Origin of the sequence: Pseudomonas reactans, from assembly GCF_013387025.1 — a bacterium.
GTDB classification, from domain to species: Bacteria; Pseudomonadota; Gammaproteobacteria; order Pseudomonadales; family Pseudomonadaceae; genus Aquipseudomonas; species Aquipseudomonas reactans.
The window spans coordinates 14,931-33,279 of record NZ_JACAQP010000002.1 but is presented as its reverse complement, the minus strand read 5'-3'; the positions used below and the strand labels follow the sequence as shown (position 1 = coordinate 33,279).

At 60.9% G+C, this 18,349-nt stretch carries 17 protein-coding genes; 8 read left to right on the top strand and 9 right to left on the bottom strand.

The annotated features are described in order from the left end of the window. Position 1: 1 nt before the first annotated feature. The gene (mfd, locus tag HX793_RS01615) at positions 2–3,451 is read right to left on the bottom strand and encodes a transcription-repair coupling factor (protein ID WP_177095969.1); all 3,450 of its coding nucleotides are present in this window, start codon (positions 3,449–3,451) and stop codon (positions 2–4) included. 340 nt (positions 3,452–3,791) lie between these two features. Between mfd and HX793_RS01610 the strand changes: the two genes are divergently transcribed. Continuing rightward, positions 3,792–5,255 (top strand): glyceraldehyde-3-phosphate dehydrogenase, encoded by a 1,464-nt coding sequence (locus HX793_RS01610; protein WP_122724991.1) that lies wholly within the window; start codon positions 3,792–3,794, stop codon positions 5,253–5,255. Positions 5,256–5,427: 172 nt separating this feature from the next. Here the strand turns inward: HX793_RS01610 and HX793_RS01605 are convergent, their stop codons facing one another. After that, positions 5,428–5,961 (bottom strand): chalcone isomerase family protein, encoded by a 534-nt coding sequence (locus HX793_RS01605; RefSeq protein ID WP_177095967.1) that lies wholly within the window; start codon positions 5,959–5,961, stop codon positions 5,428–5,430. A 234-nt stretch (positions 5,962–6,195) separates the two neighbouring features. Here HX793_RS01605 and sthA point away from each other — a divergent pair, with 234 nt between their 5' ends. Next, complete coding sequence (gene sthA / locus HX793_RS01600) at positions 6,196–7,590, top strand: Si-specific NAD(P)(+) transhydrogenase (protein ID WP_016975273.1); 1,395 nt, start codon at positions 6,196–6,198, stop codon at positions 7,588–7,590. A gap of 42 nt (positions 7,591–7,632) precedes the next feature. On the opposite strand, the gene HX793_RS01595 is transcribed toward sthA, so the two are convergent. Together HX793_RS01595 and HX793_RS01590 are read right to left on the bottom strand one after the other, a co-directional pair. Next, positions 7,633–8,355: a glycerophosphodiester phosphodiesterase gene (locus HX793_RS01595; protein ID WP_016975274.1), complete on the bottom strand. Its 723-nt coding sequence runs from the start codon at positions 8,353–8,355 to the stop codon at positions 7,633–7,635. 44 nt (positions 8,356–8,399) lie between these two features. Next, positions 8,400–8,978, bottom strand: coding sequence for a PilZ domain-containing protein (locus HX793_RS01590; protein ID WP_016975275.1), 579 nt, complete (start codon positions 8,976–8,978; stop codon positions 8,400–8,402). Positions 8,979–9,072: 94 nt separating this feature from the next. Here HX793_RS01590 and HX793_RS01585 point away from each other — a divergent pair, with 94 nt between their 5' ends. Genes HX793_RS01585 through HX793_RS01575 form a run of 3 tightly spaced genes read left to right on the top strand, consistent with a single transcriptional unit; the run spans position 9,073 to position 12,319 of the window. After that, the gene (locus tag HX793_RS01585; protein WP_177095966.1) at positions 9,073–10,323 is read left to right on the top strand and encodes a lipoprotein-releasing ABC transporter permease subunit; all 1,251 of its coding nucleotides are present in this window, start codon (positions 9,073–9,075) and stop codon (positions 10,321–10,323) included. Positions 10,324–10,330: 7 nt separating this feature from the next. Next, positions 10,331–11,014 (top strand): lipoprotein-releasing ABC transporter ATP-binding protein LolD, encoded by a 684-nt coding sequence (gene lolD, locus HX793_RS01580; RefSeq protein WP_020372622.1) that lies wholly within the window; start codon positions 10,331–10,333, stop codon positions 11,012–11,014. A 60-nt stretch (positions 11,015–11,074) separates the two neighbouring features. After that, positions 11,075–12,319: a lipoprotein-releasing ABC transporter permease subunit gene (locus tag HX793_RS01575; RefSeq protein ID WP_016975278.1), complete on the top strand. Its 1,245-nt coding sequence runs from the start codon at positions 11,075–11,077 to the stop codon at positions 12,317–12,319. 104 nt (positions 12,320–12,423) lie between these two features. Here HX793_RS01575 and HX793_RS01570 read toward each other — a convergent pair whose 3' ends face one another. Both HX793_RS01570 and HX793_RS01565 read right to left on the bottom strand, forming a co-directional pair. Beyond that, positions 12,424–13,770: a heavy metal sensor histidine kinase gene (locus tag HX793_RS01570; RefSeq protein WP_177095965.1), complete on the bottom strand. Its 1,347-nt coding sequence runs from the start codon at positions 13,768–13,770 to the stop codon at positions 12,424–12,426. Beyond that, a complete protein-coding gene (locus HX793_RS01565; protein ID WP_016975280.1) occupies positions 13,767–14,447 on the bottom strand; it encodes a heavy metal response regulator transcription factor in 681 nt (226 codons plus the stop codon). The genes HX793_RS01570 and HX793_RS01565 overlap by 4 nt, the downstream gene beginning before the upstream one ends. Before the next feature lie 155 nt (positions 14,448–14,602). Between HX793_RS01565 and copI the strand changes: the two genes are divergently transcribed. Next, on the top strand, positions 14,603–15,115 hold the full coding sequence (gene copI, locus HX793_RS01560; RefSeq protein WP_177060025.1) for a copper-resistant cuproprotein CopI: 513 nt from the start codon (positions 14,603–14,605) through the stop codon (positions 15,113–15,115). 69 nt (positions 15,116–15,184) lie between these two features. Beyond that, on the top strand, positions 15,185–16,015 hold the full coding sequence (queF, locus tag HX793_RS01555; RefSeq protein WP_177095963.1) for an NADPH-dependent 7-cyano-7-deazaguanine reductase QueF: 831 nt from the start codon (positions 15,185–15,187) through the stop codon (positions 16,013–16,015). Between the two features lie 36 nt (positions 16,016–16,051). Here queF and HX793_RS01550 read toward each other — a convergent pair whose 3' ends face one another. Both HX793_RS01550 and pcrP read right to left on the bottom strand, forming a co-directional pair. Next, positions 16,052–16,318 carry a DUF4404 family protein gene (locus HX793_RS01550; RefSeq protein ID WP_177095961.1) on the bottom strand — a complete coding sequence of 89 codons (267 nt, stop codon included), beginning with the start codon at positions 16,316–16,318 and terminating at the stop codon, positions 16,052–16,054. Positions 16,319–16,428: 110 nt separating this feature from the next. Beyond that, entirely contained in the window at positions 16,429–17,037 is a 609-nt protein-coding gene (gene pcrP / locus HX793_RS01545) for an HAD superfamily inactivated hydrolase PcrP (protein ID WP_177060021.1), read from the bottom strand. Positions 17,038–17,232: 195 nt separating this feature from the next. Between pcrP and HX793_RS01540 the strand changes: the two genes are divergently transcribed. Next, positions 17,233–17,922, top strand: coding sequence for an MlaA family lipoprotein (locus HX793_RS01540; protein WP_016975284.1), 690 nt, complete (start codon positions 17,233–17,235; stop codon positions 17,920–17,922). A 60-nt stretch (positions 17,923–17,982) separates the two neighbouring features. On the opposite strand, the gene HX793_RS01535 is transcribed toward HX793_RS01540, so the two are convergent. Further along, a complete protein-coding gene (locus HX793_RS01535; RefSeq protein WP_016975285.1) occupies positions 17,983–18,279 on the bottom strand; it encodes a PilZ domain-containing protein in 297 nt (98 codons plus the stop codon). Between the last annotated feature and the right edge of the window lie 70 nt (positions 18,280–18,349).

Below are 18,349 nucleotides of genomic sequence, written 5' to 3'. Positions count from 1 at the left end.
TTCAAGCAGATTTCGGGATGAGGCGCTCGAACAACGCCTCCAAGGTATTAAAGCGTTCTTCGGCACGTTCCATCGGCACCATGAACTTGAACAGCGTAGCCCCTTCGAACTTGTAGCGGTTGGGCTGGCCCTGGATCAGTTTGATCAGTACCAGCGGGTCCACCGGCGTTTGCGCTTCGAATTCGATGCGTCCGCCCTGCGGTCCGGCGTCGACCTTCTTGATGCCCAATTGCTCGGCCTGCAATTTGAGCAAGGTCAGGCGTATCAGGTTCTTGGTCGGTTCCGGCAACAGGCCGAAGCGGTCGATCATCTCCACCTGCAGGTCTTTAAGGCCTTCTTCATCGGTGGCCGAGGCGATGCGCTTGTACAGGATCAGCCGCGCATGCACATCCGGCAGGTAATCTTCGGGAATCAGCGCGGGCAAGCGCAGATTGATTTCCGGCCCGCCGCCAAGCGGTTGATCGAGGTTCGGTTGTTCGCCTTTGCGGATGGCTTTCACCGCGCGCTCAAGCATCTCCATATACAGCGTGAAACCCACCGCCTGGATCTGCCCGCTCTGGCCGTCGCCCAGCAGTTCGCCGGCGCCACGGATTTCCAGGTCGTTGGTGGCCAATACAAAACCGGCGCCCAGGTCCTGGGTGTTGGCGATGGCTTCCAGGCGCTTTTCCGCGTCGGAGGTGATCTGCTGGCGCGGCGGCGTCAGCAAATAGGCGTACGCCTGGTGGTGACTGCGCCCGACCCGGCCACGCAGCTGGTGCAATTGCGCTAGGCCGAACTTGTCGGCGCGCTCGATGATGATGGTGTTGGCGCTCGGCACGTCGATACCGGTCTCGATGATGGTCGAGGCGATCAGCACGTTGAAGCGCTTGTGATAGAAGTCGCTCATCACCTGTTCGAGTTCGCGCTCGCGCATCTGCCCGTGGCCGATGGCGATACGTGCCTCCGGCACCAGCTCGGCGAGGTCGGCGGCGCATTTCTCGATGGTCTTCACGTCGTTGTGCAGGTAGTACACCTGCCCACCGCGCAGCAGTTCACGCAACAGCGCTTCCTTGACCGTGCTTTTGTTCTGCTCCATCACGAAGGTGCGCACCGACAAGCGGCGCGCCGGCGGCGTGGCGATGATCGACAGGTCGCGCATGCCCGACACGGCCATGTTCAGCGTGCGCGGAATCGGCGTGGCGGTAAGGGTGAGGATGTCGACTTCACTGCGCAGGGCCTTGAGCTGTTCTTTCTGGCGCACGCCGAAGCGGTGTTCTTCGTCGATGATCACCAAGCCCAGGTTCTTGATCTTCACATCGTCCGACAGCAGCTTGTGGGTGCCGATCACGATGTCGATCTTGCCTTCGGCCAGGTCGGCGACGGCGGCATTCACTTCCTTGGCCGACTTGAAGCGGCTCATCACTTCTACAGTCACCGGCCAATCGGCAAAGCGGTCGCGGAAGCTGTTGTAGTGCTGCTGGGCGAGTAGGGTGGTCGGCACCAGGATGGCTACCTGGCGACCGCCGTGCACGGCAATGAAGGCGGCGCGCATGGCCACTTCGGTCTTGCCGAAGCCCACATCGCCGCAGACCAGGCGGTCCATCGGCTTGGGCGCGAGCATGTCGGCGCGCACCGCCTCGATAGTGGTTTGCTGGTCCGGGGTTTCTTCGAAGGCGAAGCCGGCGCTGAAGGTGGCGTAGTCGGCTTTCGGGTCGGCGAACGCATAACCTTCGCGGGCGGCGCGGCGGGCATAGATGTCGAGCAATTCGGCGGCGACATCGCGCACCTGCTCGGCGGCTTTACGCTTGGCTTTCTGCCAGGTTTCCGAACCCAGGCGATGCAACGGCGCCAGGGCGTCATCGCTGCCGGTGTAGCGCGCAATCAAATGCAGGTTGGCCACCGGCACGTAGAGCTTGGCGCCCTCGGCGTATTCCATGGTGAGGAATTCGGCGGCCTGGTTGTCGATCTCCAGGGTCTGCAGGCCCAGGTAGCGGCCGACGCCGTGGTCGATGTGCACCACCGGCGCGCCTTCGCGCAGTTCGGTGAGGTTTTTGATCACGGCATCGTTGTTGGCGTCGGCGCGTTTTTCGCGCCGACGACGCTGCATCACGCGCTGGCCGAACAGCGGGCTTTCGGCGATCAGTGCCAAAGCCGGATCGTCCAGCAGCAGGCCTTCGTCCAGCGGTGCGATGGTGATCGCCAGGCGTTCTTTGCTTTTTACAAAGTCCGGCCAGCTTTCGACGGTTTTCGGGCGCAGCTTCAAGCGTTCGAGCAGTTCCAGCAGCACTTCGCGACGGCCAGCGGATTCAGCGGTAAACAGCACGCGGCCGGGGAAGTCACCGAGGAAATTGGACAGCGCTTCCAGCGGTTGCGTGGCTTTGGCCTGGATCGCCAAATCCGGCAGTGTTCCCGCCGGGAAGCGTTCGCGGCCGACGCCGGTTTCCACATCCTGCTGGCTGGCGACTACACGCGGCCAGCTTTTCAGGCGGGCGAAGCAGTCTTCCACCGGCAGGAACAGTTCGGCGGGCGGCAATAAAGGACGGGACGGATCGACGCGACGCTCTTCATAGCGGTTGCGCACGTCGTTCCAGAAATTTTCCGCCGCCTGTTCGATGCCCGGCAGCGAGAACACTTGGGTGTCCTGGGGCAGGTAATCGAAGAGGGTGGAGGTTTCGTCGAAGAACAGCGGCAGGTAGTACTCGATACCGGCGGGGGTAATCCCGCTGCTCAGGTCCTGGAAGATCGGGCAGCGGCGGAAGTCGACGTCGAAGCGTTCACGGAAGCGCGCCTTGAAGCGGGTCACCGCGTCTTTTTGCAGCGGGAATTCCCGCGCGGGCAGCAGCTTGACCGAGTCGACTTTATCGATGGAGCGTTGGTTTTCCGGATCGAAGGTACGCAGGGTCTCGATTTCGTCATCGAACAGGTCGATGCGATACGGCAATTTGCTGCCCATCGGGAACAGGTCGATCAGCGCGCCACGCACCGCGAACTCACCGTGCTCGTACACCGTGTCGACACAGCGGTAGCCGCTGGCTTCCAGGCGTGTGCGCATTTGTTCGACGTCCAACTTCTGGCCGATATCCAGCACCAGGCTGCTGCCCAGCAGGAACTTGGTCGGCGCCAGACGATGCAAGGCCGTGGTGATAGGCACCACCAGCACGCCGTGTGCCAGTTCCGGCAAGCGGTACAGGCTGGCGATGCGCTGGGAGATGATGTCCTGGTGCGGCGAGAACAGGTCGTAGGGCAGGGTTTCCCAGTCGGGGAAATGCAGCACCGGCAAATCGGGGGCGAAGAAGCTCAGCTCCTGCTCCAACCGTTCGGCGCTTTGGCTGTCGGCGGTGAGCAGCAGGGTAAAACGCTTGGCTGCGCTGGCAGCCTCGGCGATGGCCAGGCTCAGGGCGGCACCGGGCAGGTTGCCCCAGTGCTGTTTACCTGCCGCAGCAGGGAGAAGCGGTAGACGCAGGACGGGCACGGAAGGTTGAGCTCCAAGCGTTGCGACAAAGTCGGTAATTGTAACGGGCCAAGGTGCCGCCTGTCAGTTTCTGACTGAGCCTATAACGGTTTGTAGGAAATGTAGTGGCTAAGACAAACAATGGCGGGTTTTGACTCATTATGTAGTGCCAAAATGTACGCGTTTTTCGGAGGGTTACGGACAAGTTGTCCTGCGCGTGCCATTGGTGGCCTTCTGGAACCCGCGTATTTACTGGGCTGTAGCGGCGTGTCAATTTTCCGCAAGTGGTTTTTGTTGTCCGGGGCGCATTGCTCCGGGGGCGGTCGGGCGGCATAATGTAGCCCCTTTTTTCTGCCCCTACATGTGGAAGGTTCCCGTGACTCAGAAGCCCGACCAGTGTCTTGGTGAATGGATCGACCGTGAAGCACTCGCTGAAGCGATGATTCCGCTTATCGGTCAGCTGTACCGCAATAACAATGTGGTGAGCTCGATCTATGGCCGCAGCCTGATCAACCAGTCCGTCATCGCGATTCTCAAAGCCCACCGCTTTGCGCGTCACCGTTCCGCCGACGACAGCGAACTCTCCGTCCACGAAACATTCCCACTGCTCAAAGCCATGAGCGAGCTCAAGCTCGGCGCGGCTTCGGTAGACCTGGGCAAGCTGGCCTACAAATTCCGCAAGGAAGGCGCCGGCCGTACCGCCGAGCAGTTCGTGCGTGAAGAAATGGCCGATGTGGTTGGCCAGCAAAACGCCGCTGCCCGCAAAGGCACCGACGTGGTGCTGTACGGCTTCGGTCGTATCGGCCGCCTGCTGGCACGCATCCTGATCGAAAAAACCGGTGGCGGCGACGGCCTGCGCCTGCGTGCCATCGTCGTGCGCAAAGGTGCCGAGAACGACCTGACCAAGCGCGCCAGCCTGCTGCGCCGCGATTCGGTACACGGTCCGTTCAACGGCACCATCGTCATCGACGAAGAAAACAACACTATCACCGCCAACGGTAACCTGATCCAGGTGATCTACGCGAAGAACCCGTCCGAGGTGGATTACACCCAGTACGGCATCAAGGACGCCCTGCTGGTGGACAACACCGGCGTATGGCGTGACGCCGAAGGCCTGGGCCAGCACCTGGCCTGCCCGGGTGTTGATCGCGTTGTCCTGACCGCGCCTGGCAAAGGCAAGCTGAAGAACATCGTTCACGGCATCAACCACGGTGAAATCACCGCGGACGACAAGATCGTGTCCGCCGCGTCCTGCACCACCAACGCCATCGTGCCGGTGCTGAAGGCGGTGAACGACAAGTTCGGCATCGTCAACGGCCACGTCGAAACCGTTCACTCGTACACCAACGACCAGAACCTGATCGACAACTTCCACAAGGGCGATCGCCGTGGCCGTAGCGCCGCGTTGAACATGGTGATCACCGAGACCGGTGCTGCTACCGCTGCTGCCAAGGCACTGCCTGAGCTGGCCGGCAAGCTGACCGGTAACGCGATCCGCGTTCCGACGCCAAACGTGTCGATGGCCATTCTCAACCTGAACCTTGAGAAAGCCGCCACCCGTGAAGAGATGAACGAGTACCTGCGCTTCATGGCGCTGCACTCCGATCTGCATAAGCAAATCGACTTCGTCAACTCGCAGGAAGTGGTCTCCACCGACTTCGTGGGCTCGCGCCACGCCGGTGTGGTGGACGCGGAAGCGACCATTACCCAGGACAACCGCGTTGTCCTGTACGTGTGGTACGACAACGAGTTCGGCTACAGCTGCCAGGTGGTTCGCGTGATGGAAGACATGGCCGGGGTCAACCCGCCTGCGTTTCCGCGCTAAGTATCAGCAGTAAATGAAAAAGCCCCGACTGGTTCGGGGCTTTTTTATGGTTGTGAGGGCCTCTTCGCGAGCAAGCCCGCTCCCACATTCGACCGGGTGTCTTCAGGGCGCGCGCGGTTAAATGTGGGAGCGGGCTTGCTCGCGAAGGCGGTCGTTCAGCCAGCGCAAATCTTCAATTGAGCAACTGGGTACGCAAGCGTTCGGACAGCCCGTTGGGCGCCAGCCAGAGGCTCAGGTAGGTCCTGGCAAGCTCATCGTCGCGACTGCTGAACACCACCTGCCCATTGATCTCCAAATTCAAACCACGTCCCGGATGAAAATCCAGGGCATACCGATCACCGCTGCGGATATCCCGGAAGCTGGCGTGCAGTTTGTCTATTTCGGGTTTGAGGCGGGCGCTGGCTTGCTGGCGCTCCAGCGTGGCAGTGGCGGCTTTGATCACATCATTGCGGTCGATCTCGCGAAAGTAATACAGCGTCAGGCGCAGCGCTTTTTGTTGCGCCCAGGCCTGCTTGGCGCTCACGTCGGACGGGGCATACAGTGCAGCCGCGTACACATCCGCCCAGAGATAGGTGAGCACCGCCTGGTTTTTCAAGGTCAGTTGCTGGGACTGTGCGGGAAAGTCGGCCTGCTTCAACCGGTTCGCCTCATTGGCCTGCACCGTGATCGACAGCATCAGTAATAAACAGAAAGCGACATGTCGCATAATGGCCAGTCCTGCAAAGGGGCTTGCTGGCAGTGTAATTGCAATTTCCTGATGGTGTAGTAAAGGCAAGACTGGCCTACGACGCGACCAAGGGTTAATGTTCGCGGCGTTGAGCCTTATATAGACTGTGCCCCGGTTCACACACTTGAGCCGAATTGTCCTTCATGACCGCTGGCCGCGGCATGATTTAGCCCGGCGTCCAACCGTACGCCTGGCCTGTTCTGAGGAGTACGCATGGCTGTCTACAACTACGACGTGGTGGTACTGGGTTCCGGCCCGGCTGGAGAAGGTGCGGCGATGAACGCCGCCAAAGCTGGGCGCAAGGTGGCGATGGTCGATAGCCGTCGCCAGGTCGGCGGTAACTGCACCCACCTGGGCACCATCCCGTCCAAGGCCTTGCGTCACTCGGTGCGCCAGATCATGCAGTTCAACACCAACCCGATGTTCCGGGCCATTGGTGAGCCGCGCTGGTTCTCGTTCCCGGACGTGCTCAAGAGCGCCGAGAAAGTCATCTCCAAGCAAGTCGCCTCGCGTACCGGCTACTATGCCCGCAACCGCGTCGACCTGTTCTTCGGCACCGGCAGCTTCGCCGACGAGCAAACCATCGAAGTGGTCTGCCCTAATGGCGTGGTCGAGAAACTGGTGGCCAAGCACATCATCATTGCCACCGGTTCACGCCCGTATCGCCCGGCGGACATCGATTTCCACCACCCGCGTATCTACGATAGCGACACCATCCTGAGCCTGGGCCACACCCCGCGCAAACTGATCATCTACGGCGCCGGTGTGATCGGCTGCGAATACGCCTCGATCTTCAGCGGCCTGGGTGTACTGGTGGAGCTGGTGGATAACCGCGACCAGTTGCTGAGCTTCCTCGACTCGGAAATCTCCCAGGCGTTGAGCTACCACTTCAGCAACAACAACATCACCGTGCGCCACAACGAAGAGTACGAGCGGGTCGAAGGCCTGGACAATGGTGTGATCCTGCACCTCAAGTCCGGCAAGAAGATCAAGGCCGACGCCTTGCTGTGGTGCAACGGCCGTACCGGCAACACCGACAAGCTGGGCATGGAAAACATCGGGGTCAAGGTCAACAGCCGTGGCCAGATCGAAGTGGACGAGAACTACCGCACCTGCGTGGCGAACATCTACGGCGCCGGTGACGTGATCGGCTGGCCGAGCCTGGCCAGTGCGGCGCATGACCAGGGCCGCTCGGCCGCTGGCAGCATCGTCGACAATGGCAGCTGGCGCTACGTGAACGACGTGCCGACCGGGATCTACACGATTCCCGAGATCAGCTCGATCGGCAAGAACGAGCACGAACTGACCAAGGCCAAGGTGCCCTACGAAGTCGGCAAGGCGTTCTTCAAGAGCATGGCGCGTGCGCAGATCGCCGGTGAGCCGCAAGGCATGCTGAAGATCCTGTTCCACCGTGAAACCCTGGAAGTCCTCGGCGTGCATTGCTTTGGCTACCAGGCTTCGGAGATCGTGCACATCGGCCAGGCGATCATGAACCAGCCGGGTGAACTGAATACCTTGAAGTATTTCGTCAACACCACGTTCAACTACCCGACCATGGCGGAAGCCTATCGGGTAGCGGCCTACGACGGCCTCAACCGGCTTTTTTGAGCGGCTCCGGCCGGTGGCCTGAGCCGGCCGGGGAGACCGATTTCAGTAATTCCCGAGGGTGGCAGTGGCCAAACCGGGAAAGTCTGTAATCAGGCTATCTACGCCGAAGTCGGCGAGCCTGCGCATCAGCGCGGGTTCGTTGACGGTCCACACGGACACGTGCAAACCCTGGCGCTGGGCTTTTTCCAGTCGCTCAGGGGTGCACAACGTCCAGTTCAACGCCAGAATCTCACAGCCATAGTTCTGCGCGACTTTCAGCGGGTCGAGCCAGGCGTATTCCGCCACCAGTCCGCGTGACAGGTCGGGAGTGAGTTCAACTGCGGCTTTGAGTACTTCCCGCGAACTTGAGGTCACGGTGACCTTGTCCATCAGCCCGAAACGCACGGCCATCTCGCGGATTGCCAGCACGGTGGTGGCGGCGCGGGTGCGCGAGGCGCTTTTGACTTCCAGTTGCCAGTGATCGAAGTCGCACTTTTCGAACAGTTCTTCCAGACGCGGGATCGGGCACGGCTTGACCCAGCCTGGGCCGCCTTTGCGTGCGTCCATCTTCACCAGGTCGGCCGCGGAATACTCGACCACTTTGCCGCGCCGGTCGGCGGTGCGCTTGAGGGTCGGGTCGTGGATGACCATGAGCTCGCCGTCCATGGACAGGTGCAAATCCAGTTCGCAGCGGCGCACGCCGTGCTTGAGGCACTCCTGGAAGCTGGTCAGGGTGTTTTCCGGTGCTTCGCCTTTGGCACCGCGGTGGCCGTAGATCAGGGTCACAGTTGCTCCTTCGCGCCAGGATAGCTGGCGTAGTGAATACGAATTCAGATGTCGTCGTTTTGTTCCCGCGCCAGGCGGCGTTCCTGGGCCTGTTTCTGCAGGATGTAGCGCGCCAGCAGTTGGCGTTGGGCGTCGGTCATGGCTTCGAATTCCGTGCCGACATCAAAGCCTGCGCCTTTGGGGTCGCAATGGGTGACCCGCGCGCGCAGCAACAAGCCGAGCGCCTGGGGCATCAGCACCAGCTTGACCGCCAGGTGCGCACCGGCCGGCAGGGGCGTGGGGTGTTGGAAGTCGATGCCGCCTTCGGAAATGATCACCGGTTGCGGTGCGCCGACCTCATCCAGCAGGCCGCGCGCCATGATCTGGCTGAGCAGGTCCAGGCGTTTGTTCTGCACGCGTAGGAAGGCGGCGAGGGTGCGATCCTTCTCGCTGAGCTGGCGCAGCAGGTGCTGCGCTTCGAATTCACTCAGGTGCAGTTCACTGAGTAAATTGAACAGCGGAGAATCATCCAGCAACACTTCCTTGCTCGCCGCCTCGGGGGCAGACAGGCTTTTGATTTGAAGTGCGATCATGTCGTCGATACGGTAGTATTCGCGGCGTTCTTCTTCATCTAATGTCGACATGGCGAACCCCAGCTAGCGGTAATGGTCAGAGTGTAAAGCTGCTTACCAGACCCCGCCACCGGGACGTCTTCTTTTCCTCCGAACAAGCCCCGACATGTTCAGACCTCTCTTCGTATTTATCGGCACGCGTTATACCCGTGCAAAGCGTCGCAATCATTTTGTGTCGTTCATTTCCCTGACCTCGATGATCGGGCTCGCCTTGGGCGTGGTCGTGATGATCGTGGTGCTGTCGGTGATGAATGGCTTTGATCATGAGATGCGCACCCGCGTGCTGGGCATGGTGCCCCACGCGACCATCGAGGGCGATGCGCCCATCAGTGACTGGCAAAGCCTGGCCGACAAGGTCAAGCAGAACCCCAAGGTGCTGGCTGTTGCGCCATTCACCCAGATGCAGGGGTTGCTGACCAATGACGGCAAGGTGCAGAAGATCCTGCTCAATGCCATCGACCCGGCCCAGGAACGTAACGTCTCGATCATCGACAAGTTCATGCTGCAGGGCAAACTCGACGACCTGGCGCCTGGCAGTTTCGGCATCATCATCGGCGACAAGGCCGCTGCCAAGCTCGGCGTGGGCCTCGGCGACAAGCTGACCTTCGTCGCGCCGGAAGTCACCGTGACCCCAGCGGGCATGTTCCCGCGCATGAAGCGCTTTACCGTGGTCGGCACCTTCCATGTCGGCGCCGGCGAGATCGACGGCTACCTCGGCCTGACCAACCTCACCGACCTGGCGCGCCTGCATCGCTGGCAGCCGGACCAGGTGCAGGGCCTGCGCCTCAAGTTTGCCGACCTGTTCGATGCGCCACGCGGCGCCTGGGAAATCGCCCAGCACCTGGGTGAAAGTCAGTACTACGCCCGCGACTGGACCCGTACCCACGGCAACCTCTACCAGGCCATCCGCATGGAAAAAGCCATGATCGGCCTGCTGTTGCTGCTGATCGTCGCTGTGGCGGCTTTCAACATCATCTCCACGCTGGTGATGGTGGTGAACGACAAGAAGGGCGATATCGCCATCCTGCGCACCCTCGGCGCCACGCCGGGGCAGATCATGGCGATCTTCATGGTGCAAGGCACCGTGATCGGTGTGGTCGGCACCTTGATCGGTACGGCGGTGGGCATTTTGGCCGCGCTGAACGTCAGTGCCGCCATCGCCGGCCTCGAAACCCTGATCGGCCACAAGTTTCTCAACGCCGACGTCTACTTCATCGACTACTTGCCGTCCCAGGTTCAGGCCCAGGACGTGTTGATGGTAGGCGGCGCTGCGTTGGTCCTGAGTTTCCTTGCCACCCTGTATCCAGCCTGGCGCGCGGCACGTACCCAGCCAGCACAGGCCTTACGTTATGAGTGAATCGGGCATGAGTGAAAAAGCAATCCTGAGCTGCCGCGACCTGGGCAAATCCTACGAGGAAGGCCCGGAGTCGGTGGTGGTGCTGTCCAACCTGCAACTTGAGCTGCACCCTGGCGAGCGCGTGGCGATCGTCGGCAGTTCCGGTTCCGGTAAAAGTACCTTGCTGAACCTGTTGGGCGGCCTTGATACGCCGTCCCAGGGCAGCGTGTGGCTGGCCGGTGAAGAACTGTCGGCCCTCGGTGAAAAGGCTCGCGGCCAGTTGCGCAACCGTTCGCTGGGCTTTGTGTATCAGTTCCACCACCTGTTGCCGGAGTTCACCGCCCTGGAAAACGTGTGCATGCCACTGCTGATCGGCAAGACCGCGATCCCGGAAGCCCGTCAGCGCGCTAAAGCACTGCTGGAGCGCGTCGGCCTCGGCCATCGCCTGGAGCATAAACCGGCTGAATTGTCCGGCGGCGAGCGCCAGCGTGTGGCCATCGCCCGCGCGTTGGTGAACAACCCAGGGCTGGTGATGCTCGATGAGCCGACCGGCAACCTCGACTCCCACACCGCCCAGGGCATCAAGGACTTGATGCTGGAACTGAGCACCCAGATGCGCACTGCGTTCCTCGTCGTGACCCATGACATGAGCATGGCCCGCCAGATGGACCGCGTGCTGCACCTGCAGGAAGGTCATCTGGTCGCCATCTGACCCGTTTCAAGCCCGGTTTTTCAACGCCGGGTTTTTTCATTTTTTCAACGGTGCCCGCGAATGTTCAGACCGTTATCGATTTTCATCGGCACGCGCTATACCCGCGCCAAGCGCCGCAACCGTTTTGTCTCGTTTATCTCGATGACCTCGATGATCGGCCTCGCCCTGGGCGTGTTGGCGATGATCGTGGTGTTGTCGGTGATGAACGGCTTCCAGCGCGAAATGAGCTCGCGCATCCTCGGCATGGTGCCGCACGCGACCATCGTCGGCGTGAACCCGATTGACGATTGGCAGCCGGTGGCTGCTGCCGCGATGAAGAATCCGGAAGTGACTGCCGCCGTACCTTTTACGCAGATGGACGGCATGTTCTCCTACAAGGGCGCCATGCAGCCGATTGAGATCAGCGGCATCGACCCGGCGCAGGAAGGCAAGGTGTCGATCGTGGCCCAGCACATCGTGCGCGGCAGTCTGGAAGACTTGAAGCCTGGCGAGTTCGGTGTGGTCATCGGCGACATCACCGCCCGGCGCTTTCGCCTGAATGTGGGCGATAAAGTGACCCTGATCGTGCCGGAAATCAGCACTGCACCGGGCGGTATCACCCCGCGCATGCAACGCTTGAACGTGGTGGGCATCTTCAAGGTCGGCGCCGAGCTGGATGGCTCCATGGCGATGATCCACATGGCCGACGCCGCAGAGATCCAGCATTGGCAGCCGAACCAGGTACAAAGCGTGCGCCTGGCGGTGAAAGACCTGTACGCGGCCCCCAAGGTCTCGTCGGACATCGCCGCCAGCCTGGGCACTGCCTACAAGCCTGACGACTGGACCCACACCCAGGGCAGCCTGTTCAGCGCGATGAAGATGGAAAAGACCATGATCGGCCTGTTGTTGCTGATGATCGTCGCCGTGGCCGCGTTCAACATCATCGCAACCTTGATCATGGTGGTGAACGACAAGGGCGCGGATATCGCGATTTTGCGCACCATCGGCGCGACGCCCCGGCAGATCATGGCGATCTTCATGGTGCAGGGCACGGTGATCGGTATCGTCGGCACCTTGATCGGCGGCGTATTGGGCGTGATTGCCGCGCTGAACGTGAGTGAGCTGGTGGGCTGGGTCGAGCGGGTTACCGGGCAGCATATCTTCAGTTCGGACGTGTACTTCGTCAGCAACCTGCCTTCGGAGCTGCAGGGCGGGGATGTGCTGCTGATCTGCACGGCCGGGTTTGTATTGAGCTTTCTGGCGACGCTGTATCCGGCGTATCGGGCGGCGAAGATTGAGCCGGCGCATGCCCTCAGGTATTCGTAAACTTCAACACCGCTTTCGCGAGCAAGCCCGCTCCCACATTTGAATGTATTCACAAATCAAATGTGGGAGCGGGCTTGCTCGCGAAGAGGCCGGCCCATCTTGCATCAAACTTCGGTCGGCAACTCAATCACAAACCTTGTCCACCCCGCCCCAGATTCACAATAAATCCTCCCCCCATGCGCCCGCACAATCGACTGGGTAATCGCCAGCCCCAGCCCCGCATGCTCACTGCTGCCTTCGTGGCGCGCCGGGTCCACCCGGTAGAAGCGGTCAAACAACCTCGGCAGCAACTCCGCTGGAATGCCATCCCCGGTGTTCTCCACTGAAAGCCCCACCCCATCCTCGATTCGCACACGTACTTCGCCACCCGGCGGAGTAAACCGCAACGCGTTATCCAGCAAGTTTGACAAGGCCCGGCGCAGCATCCCGCGATCACCCTCCGTAATGGCCGCGCCCTCGCGAACCAGGCTGACCTGCCCGTCTTCCGCCAGCAGTGCAAAAAACTCCAGCAGCGCGTCCACTTCATCCGCCAGCGCCAAGGTTTCGCGCTTGGGCATCAGCAGGCCGTGATCCGCCTTGGCCAGGTACAACATGTCATTGACCAGTTGTGCCATCCATTGCAGCTCTTCCAGGTTGCTGTGCAATGCCTCGCGATAATCCTCCAGCGGGCGCGGCTGGGTAAGGATGACCTGGGTCTGGGTCAGCAGGTTTGAGAGGGGCGTGCGTAGTTCATGGGCGATGTCGGCGGAAAACGCCGAAAGGCGCTGGAAGGCGTCGTCCAGTCGTCCGAGCATGGCGTTGAACGCCTGGGCCAAGTCGGCCAGTTCCGTGGGCATTTCCTGTTGAGGCAAACGTTGGGTCAAGGAGTGGGCCGACACGCTGGCGGCCACTTCGCCCATGCGCCGCAGTGGCCGCAACCCGCTGCGGGCGGCCCAGGCGCCGAGCAGGGCGGTCGCCAGGGCTGACAGGCCCACGGTGAGCCAGATCAGGTGCTGCATGCGCTGCAAAAAGTGCTGATGGTGAGTAATGTCGAGCATCAGGCTCAGTTGCGGCGAGTCGGGTTGGCCTGTCCTCAACGGCGCGTTGTAGACCCGGTAGTCGGTGTCGGCGTTTTGCAGGCTGTGCAGGCCGGGCGCGTCGGGCAAGGTCACGCTTGGCGCATCGTCCAGCCAGCGTTGGCCGGCGGCGGTGATACGCAGGGTAAGGTCGGGCTGGCGACTGAGTTCGGTGCGCAATTGCGCTTCACGCCGGGCGAAGGCTTCCGGCGAGTCGACGCCCTGTAAGGTGCTGCGCAGCGCCACCAGTTTGCTGTCGAGTTGTTGCTGGTCCAGCTCAATGAAGTGCGCCTCGCTGGCGCGGTTGAACAGCACGCCGGCGATCAGCGACACCACGGCGGTGCAGGCGGCAAACAGCAGCGCCAGGCGGCTGGCCAGGGACAGGCGTTTGATCAATTGACGCGCTCCTCCAGCACATAACCCATGCCGCGTACGGTGTGGATCAGCTTGTTGGGGAAGGTGTCGTCGACTTTCAGGCGCAGGCGGCGGATCGCCACTTCGATGATGTTGGTGTCGCTGTCGAAGTTCATGTCCCACACCTGGGAGGCGATCAGCGATTTGGGCAGCACTTCGCCTTGGCGGCGCAGCAGCAGTTCCAGCAGGGCGAACTCCTTGGCGGTCAGGTCGATGCGCTGGCCGTCCCGCTCGACGCGGCGGCGGATCAGGTCCAGGCGCAGATCGGCCAGTTGCAACGCGGTTTCCTGCGGTGTGCTGCTGCCACGGCGCAATAGAGTGCGCACGCGGGCTAATAACTCGGAAAACGCGAAGGGCTTGACCAGATAATCGTCGGCGCCCAGCTCCAGGCCATGCACGCGGTCTTCCACGGCGTCGCGGGCAGTGAGGAACAGCACCGGAATGTCCATGCCGGCACTGCGCACGGCCTGGAGGATCTGCCAACCGTCGCGGCCCGGCAGCATCACGTCGAGGATCAACAGGTCGTAGTCGCCGGTCAAAGCGAGGTGCTGGCCACTGGTGCCATCGGCCACCAATTCAGTGGTAAAGCCCGCCTCGGCCAGGCCCTGGCGCAGGTAGTGGCCGGTTTTGGGTTGGTCTTCGACGATCAGCAGTTTCATGGGCGGCTCTTGGCAACGGTGGACGACGGCTTTATACCTTGAGTGCCAGGGCAGGGGAGCAACCTGACAAAGTTGTAATCTAGCAGTCAGCTAGCTGGCAGCGGCGCAATCTTAGAGTGCTGCCCAAGCTGTTCCTATATTTCTGGAGAAGACCGATGGCGTTGCGTACACCCCTGTTGTTGGCGGGTTGCCTGTTGGCGTTGAGTTTTAATGCGATGGCCGATGCCGCCCACACCTATGCATTCGGTGAAGCTGCATCGGCGAGCAAAGCCACGCGTACCGTGGAAGTGACCTTGCAGGATATTTCCTTTTCGCCCAAGTCCTTGGACGTAAAGGCCGGTGAGACGGTGCGATTTGTGCTGGTCAACAAAGGCCAGTTGCTTCACGAATTCAACCTGGGCGACGCGGCGATGCATGCCGAACACCAGAAGGAAATGCTGCAGATGCAGGCCAGCGGTATGCTCACCGCCACCGGCATGGGCAAGATGGACCACGCTGCAATGGGCCATGGTGCGATGAAACACGACGACCCCAATAGCGTATTGGTCGAACCCGGCAAAACCGCCGAGCTGACCTGGACGTTCACTAAGGCCACGGGCCTGGAGTTTGCCTGCAACCTTCCGGGGCATTACCAGGCGGGCATGGTCGGCAAGCTCAACGTCGATTGATTCGCTGGCGCTTAGGCGCGGGGGCAAAGGCTGGTAGACTGGCGCGGTTTATTTAGCCAGGTTTCCGCCATGCATCCCGCAGCCGAACATTCGCCTCTGGGCAAGTCCAGTGAATACATCTCCACCTACACACCTTCGTTGCTGTTCCCAATCCCACGTGCCGCCAAATGGGCCGAGCTGGGCCTGAGCGCCGAGACCCTGCCTTACAAAGGCGTGGATTTCTGGAACTGCTTCGAATTGTCCTGGCTGCTGCCGTCCGGCAAGCCGGTGGTGGCCATCGGCGAATTCAGCATCCCGGCTGACTCGCCGAACATCATCGAGTCCAAGTCGTTCAAGCTGTACCTCAATTCGTTGAACCAGACCGCGTTTGCCGATACGGCAAGCCTGGAAGCGACCTTGCGCACCGACCTCAGCGCCGCTGCCGGTGCGCCTGTGAGCGTGCGTATCCGCACGTTGGCTGAAATCGAAGCTGAAGGCGTAATGGCGCTGCCCGGTGTGTGCATCGATGAGCTGGATATCAGTGTCAGCAACTACGAGCACCCGCGCCCGGAGCTGCTGCGTTGCGATAACTCGTGCGTTGTCGAGGAGAGCGTGCACAGCCACCTGCTCAAATCCAACTGCCCGGTGACCAGCCAGCCGGACTGGGGCAGTGTGGTGGTGCAATACCGTGGCCACGCGCTGGATCACGCCAGCCTGCTTGAGTACATCGTGAGCTTTCGCCAGCACTCGGACTTCCATGAACAGTGCGTGGAGCGCATCTTCCTGGACCTGCAGCGCTTGCTGAAGCCGGAGACGTTGACGGTGTATGCGCGGTATGTGCGGCGGGGAGGGTTGGATATCAACCCGTATCGCAGTACGGAAGACGTGGCGTTCCAGAACGTGCGCCTGGCCCGTCAGTAACATTGAAAAGCCCCGCGATTGCGGGGCTTTTTGCTATCAGATCCCGATATTGCCCAAGGTGATCATGATATCTCGCAAGGTCCCGGAAATCACCGGGTGCTCAGCGTCGAACTCGATGGCCGCTTGATTCACATCGTCGGAAATACTCGGTGTTTGAGTGGCCGGCTCAAGTTCAAGTTGCAATTCAAACTTGGCAATCAAGGCTTCCAGCGCTTCACGTTTTTCTTCCGACAGCGGCGGTTCCTGTTCCAACTGCCCGCGCAGGATCTCGACCTGTTCTTCCAGTTTTTTGCGATCAGGCATGACGTGTTTCCTTTTATCGATAGGCACTGGCATAGACCACGGCACGCCGAGAAAGGTCTACGGGCTGGCCTGTAGATTAATCCACTGGCGCCGACTGTGCATGATCCGTGTCAGGGCTTCTCGCCTTTGATCTGGCGCAGGCTGATGTCGGCCAGGCAGGTGCCGAGTTCGCCCAGGTGATCGATCACCGAGTGCACGCCCAGTCCGTACAGCGCGAGGGTGGCCTTGCCGCGCTTGAGCTCGCGCTCCTGCTCGCTCAGCGCGAGCCATTGTTCGGGGGCCATGCCACAGAGTGAGCCGCAGGAAGCCAGGCCGATGGTCCACAGCCCGGCATTAAGGCCGGATTGCAGCAGGCGCGGCTCGCCGCTGACCAACACGCAGCCTTCCAGGCGCTCGATGTTCAGTTCCATCAACGCTTGCCAGCAGGCGTGGGGCGCAGGCCAGCGGATGGAGGAGGGCGATGTCGCCTTGACCCACGCAGGCAGCGTGGTGGCCAGCGGGGTGGTGACGGTGGGGGGCAGTTCATCCAGCCAGGCGCAAGGGACGCCTTGGTCTTGGAGGCTGCGCAGTATTTTTAGTGCGCCCGGTGTGGCTTGGGAGTCCGGGGAGGGTGAGTCGGTGCGTGCGCGGGAACCGAAGTCCACCAAGCAGCCACTCAGGCCAAACAAAACGGCAGTCAAGGCGGGGGCACTGGTGATGGCTATCTCGGCGTGAGGCATGTCGACATCCCTGAAATAGCGTCAACGCTATCGGGCCAGGATGACAACTCGATGACAGGATTGTTAATTGTAGGAATTTTGTCCATTTTTGGTCTGACGTTTCCTAGTTACTGCCTAATTGGCGACTTCCGTCATATACTGACGGCCTTATTCAGGGCATAGCGCCCATGACAGACCATTCAAGGAGCAAAAGCTATGCGCTGGAGCCACTACTTCGCTCAGCTGTCGGTGTGTGCCACTGTCCTGCTGGCGCCGTTCGCCGTACAGGCTGCGTCGGAAGACGATCCATGGGAAAGCGTCAACCGCCCGATTTTCACCTTCAACGACACTGTTGACACCTACGCGCTCAAGCCATTGGCCCAGGGCTATCAGTTCGTGACCCCGCAATTCGTCCAGGATGGCGTTCACAACTTCTTCCGCAACATCGGCGATGTCGGCAACCTGGCCAACAACGTGCTGCAGCTCAAGCCACAAAAGGCCGGCGTAGACACGGCCCGTTTGCTGGTCAACACCACCTTCGGCGTGCTGGGCTTTATTGATGTCGGCACCAAAATGGGGCTGCAACGCAGCGATGAAGACTTCGGTCAGACCCTCGGCTACTGGGGCGTAGGCAGTGGTCCATACGTAATGCTGCCTTTGTTGGGCCCGAGCACCTTGCGTGATGCGCCGTCCAAGTATGTGGACAGCTACACCCAACCGTACCGCTACATGAACGACATCGGCTGGCGCAACAGCACCTTCGGCCTGAATATCGTTGATACCCGTGCCAGCCTGCTCGACAGCGAGAAGCTGATCACCGGTGACAAGTACACCTTCATTCGTAACGCTTACCTGCAGAACCGCGAGTTCAAGGTCAAGGACGGCAAGGTCGTCGACGACTTTTAAGCTGTGACGTTTTGAAATGAAAAAGGCGACCCTTGCGGTCGCCTTTTTTGTGCGCGCTTTTCAGCGCATTTTCAGGATCCTGAGGCCCAGATGCTGGTCGTCACCGTTGGTTTTGGTCCATACCACCTCGGTGTCCGCCTCCAGGCCCTTGAGCGCCGCGTGCTCCGAATCGATGCGCACCGTCAACCGGTCGCCTACGTTGAACTGGCGCGGCGCCTGCACTTGCATGCCGGAGCTGGAAAGGTCCACGCAAACCCCGGCAATCTCCTGCCCCGCGTGGATCAGAGACACATCGGCATCCACACGCATGCGGATGAAATCGCGTTTTTCGGCGTAGTCGCGCTCGTGTTCGCTCATGGGCTTCATCCTTACTTTGTGTTGTGGTCGTGCCTGTTCTTATAACTCCCGGTGATTTGCGGTGTAAAGA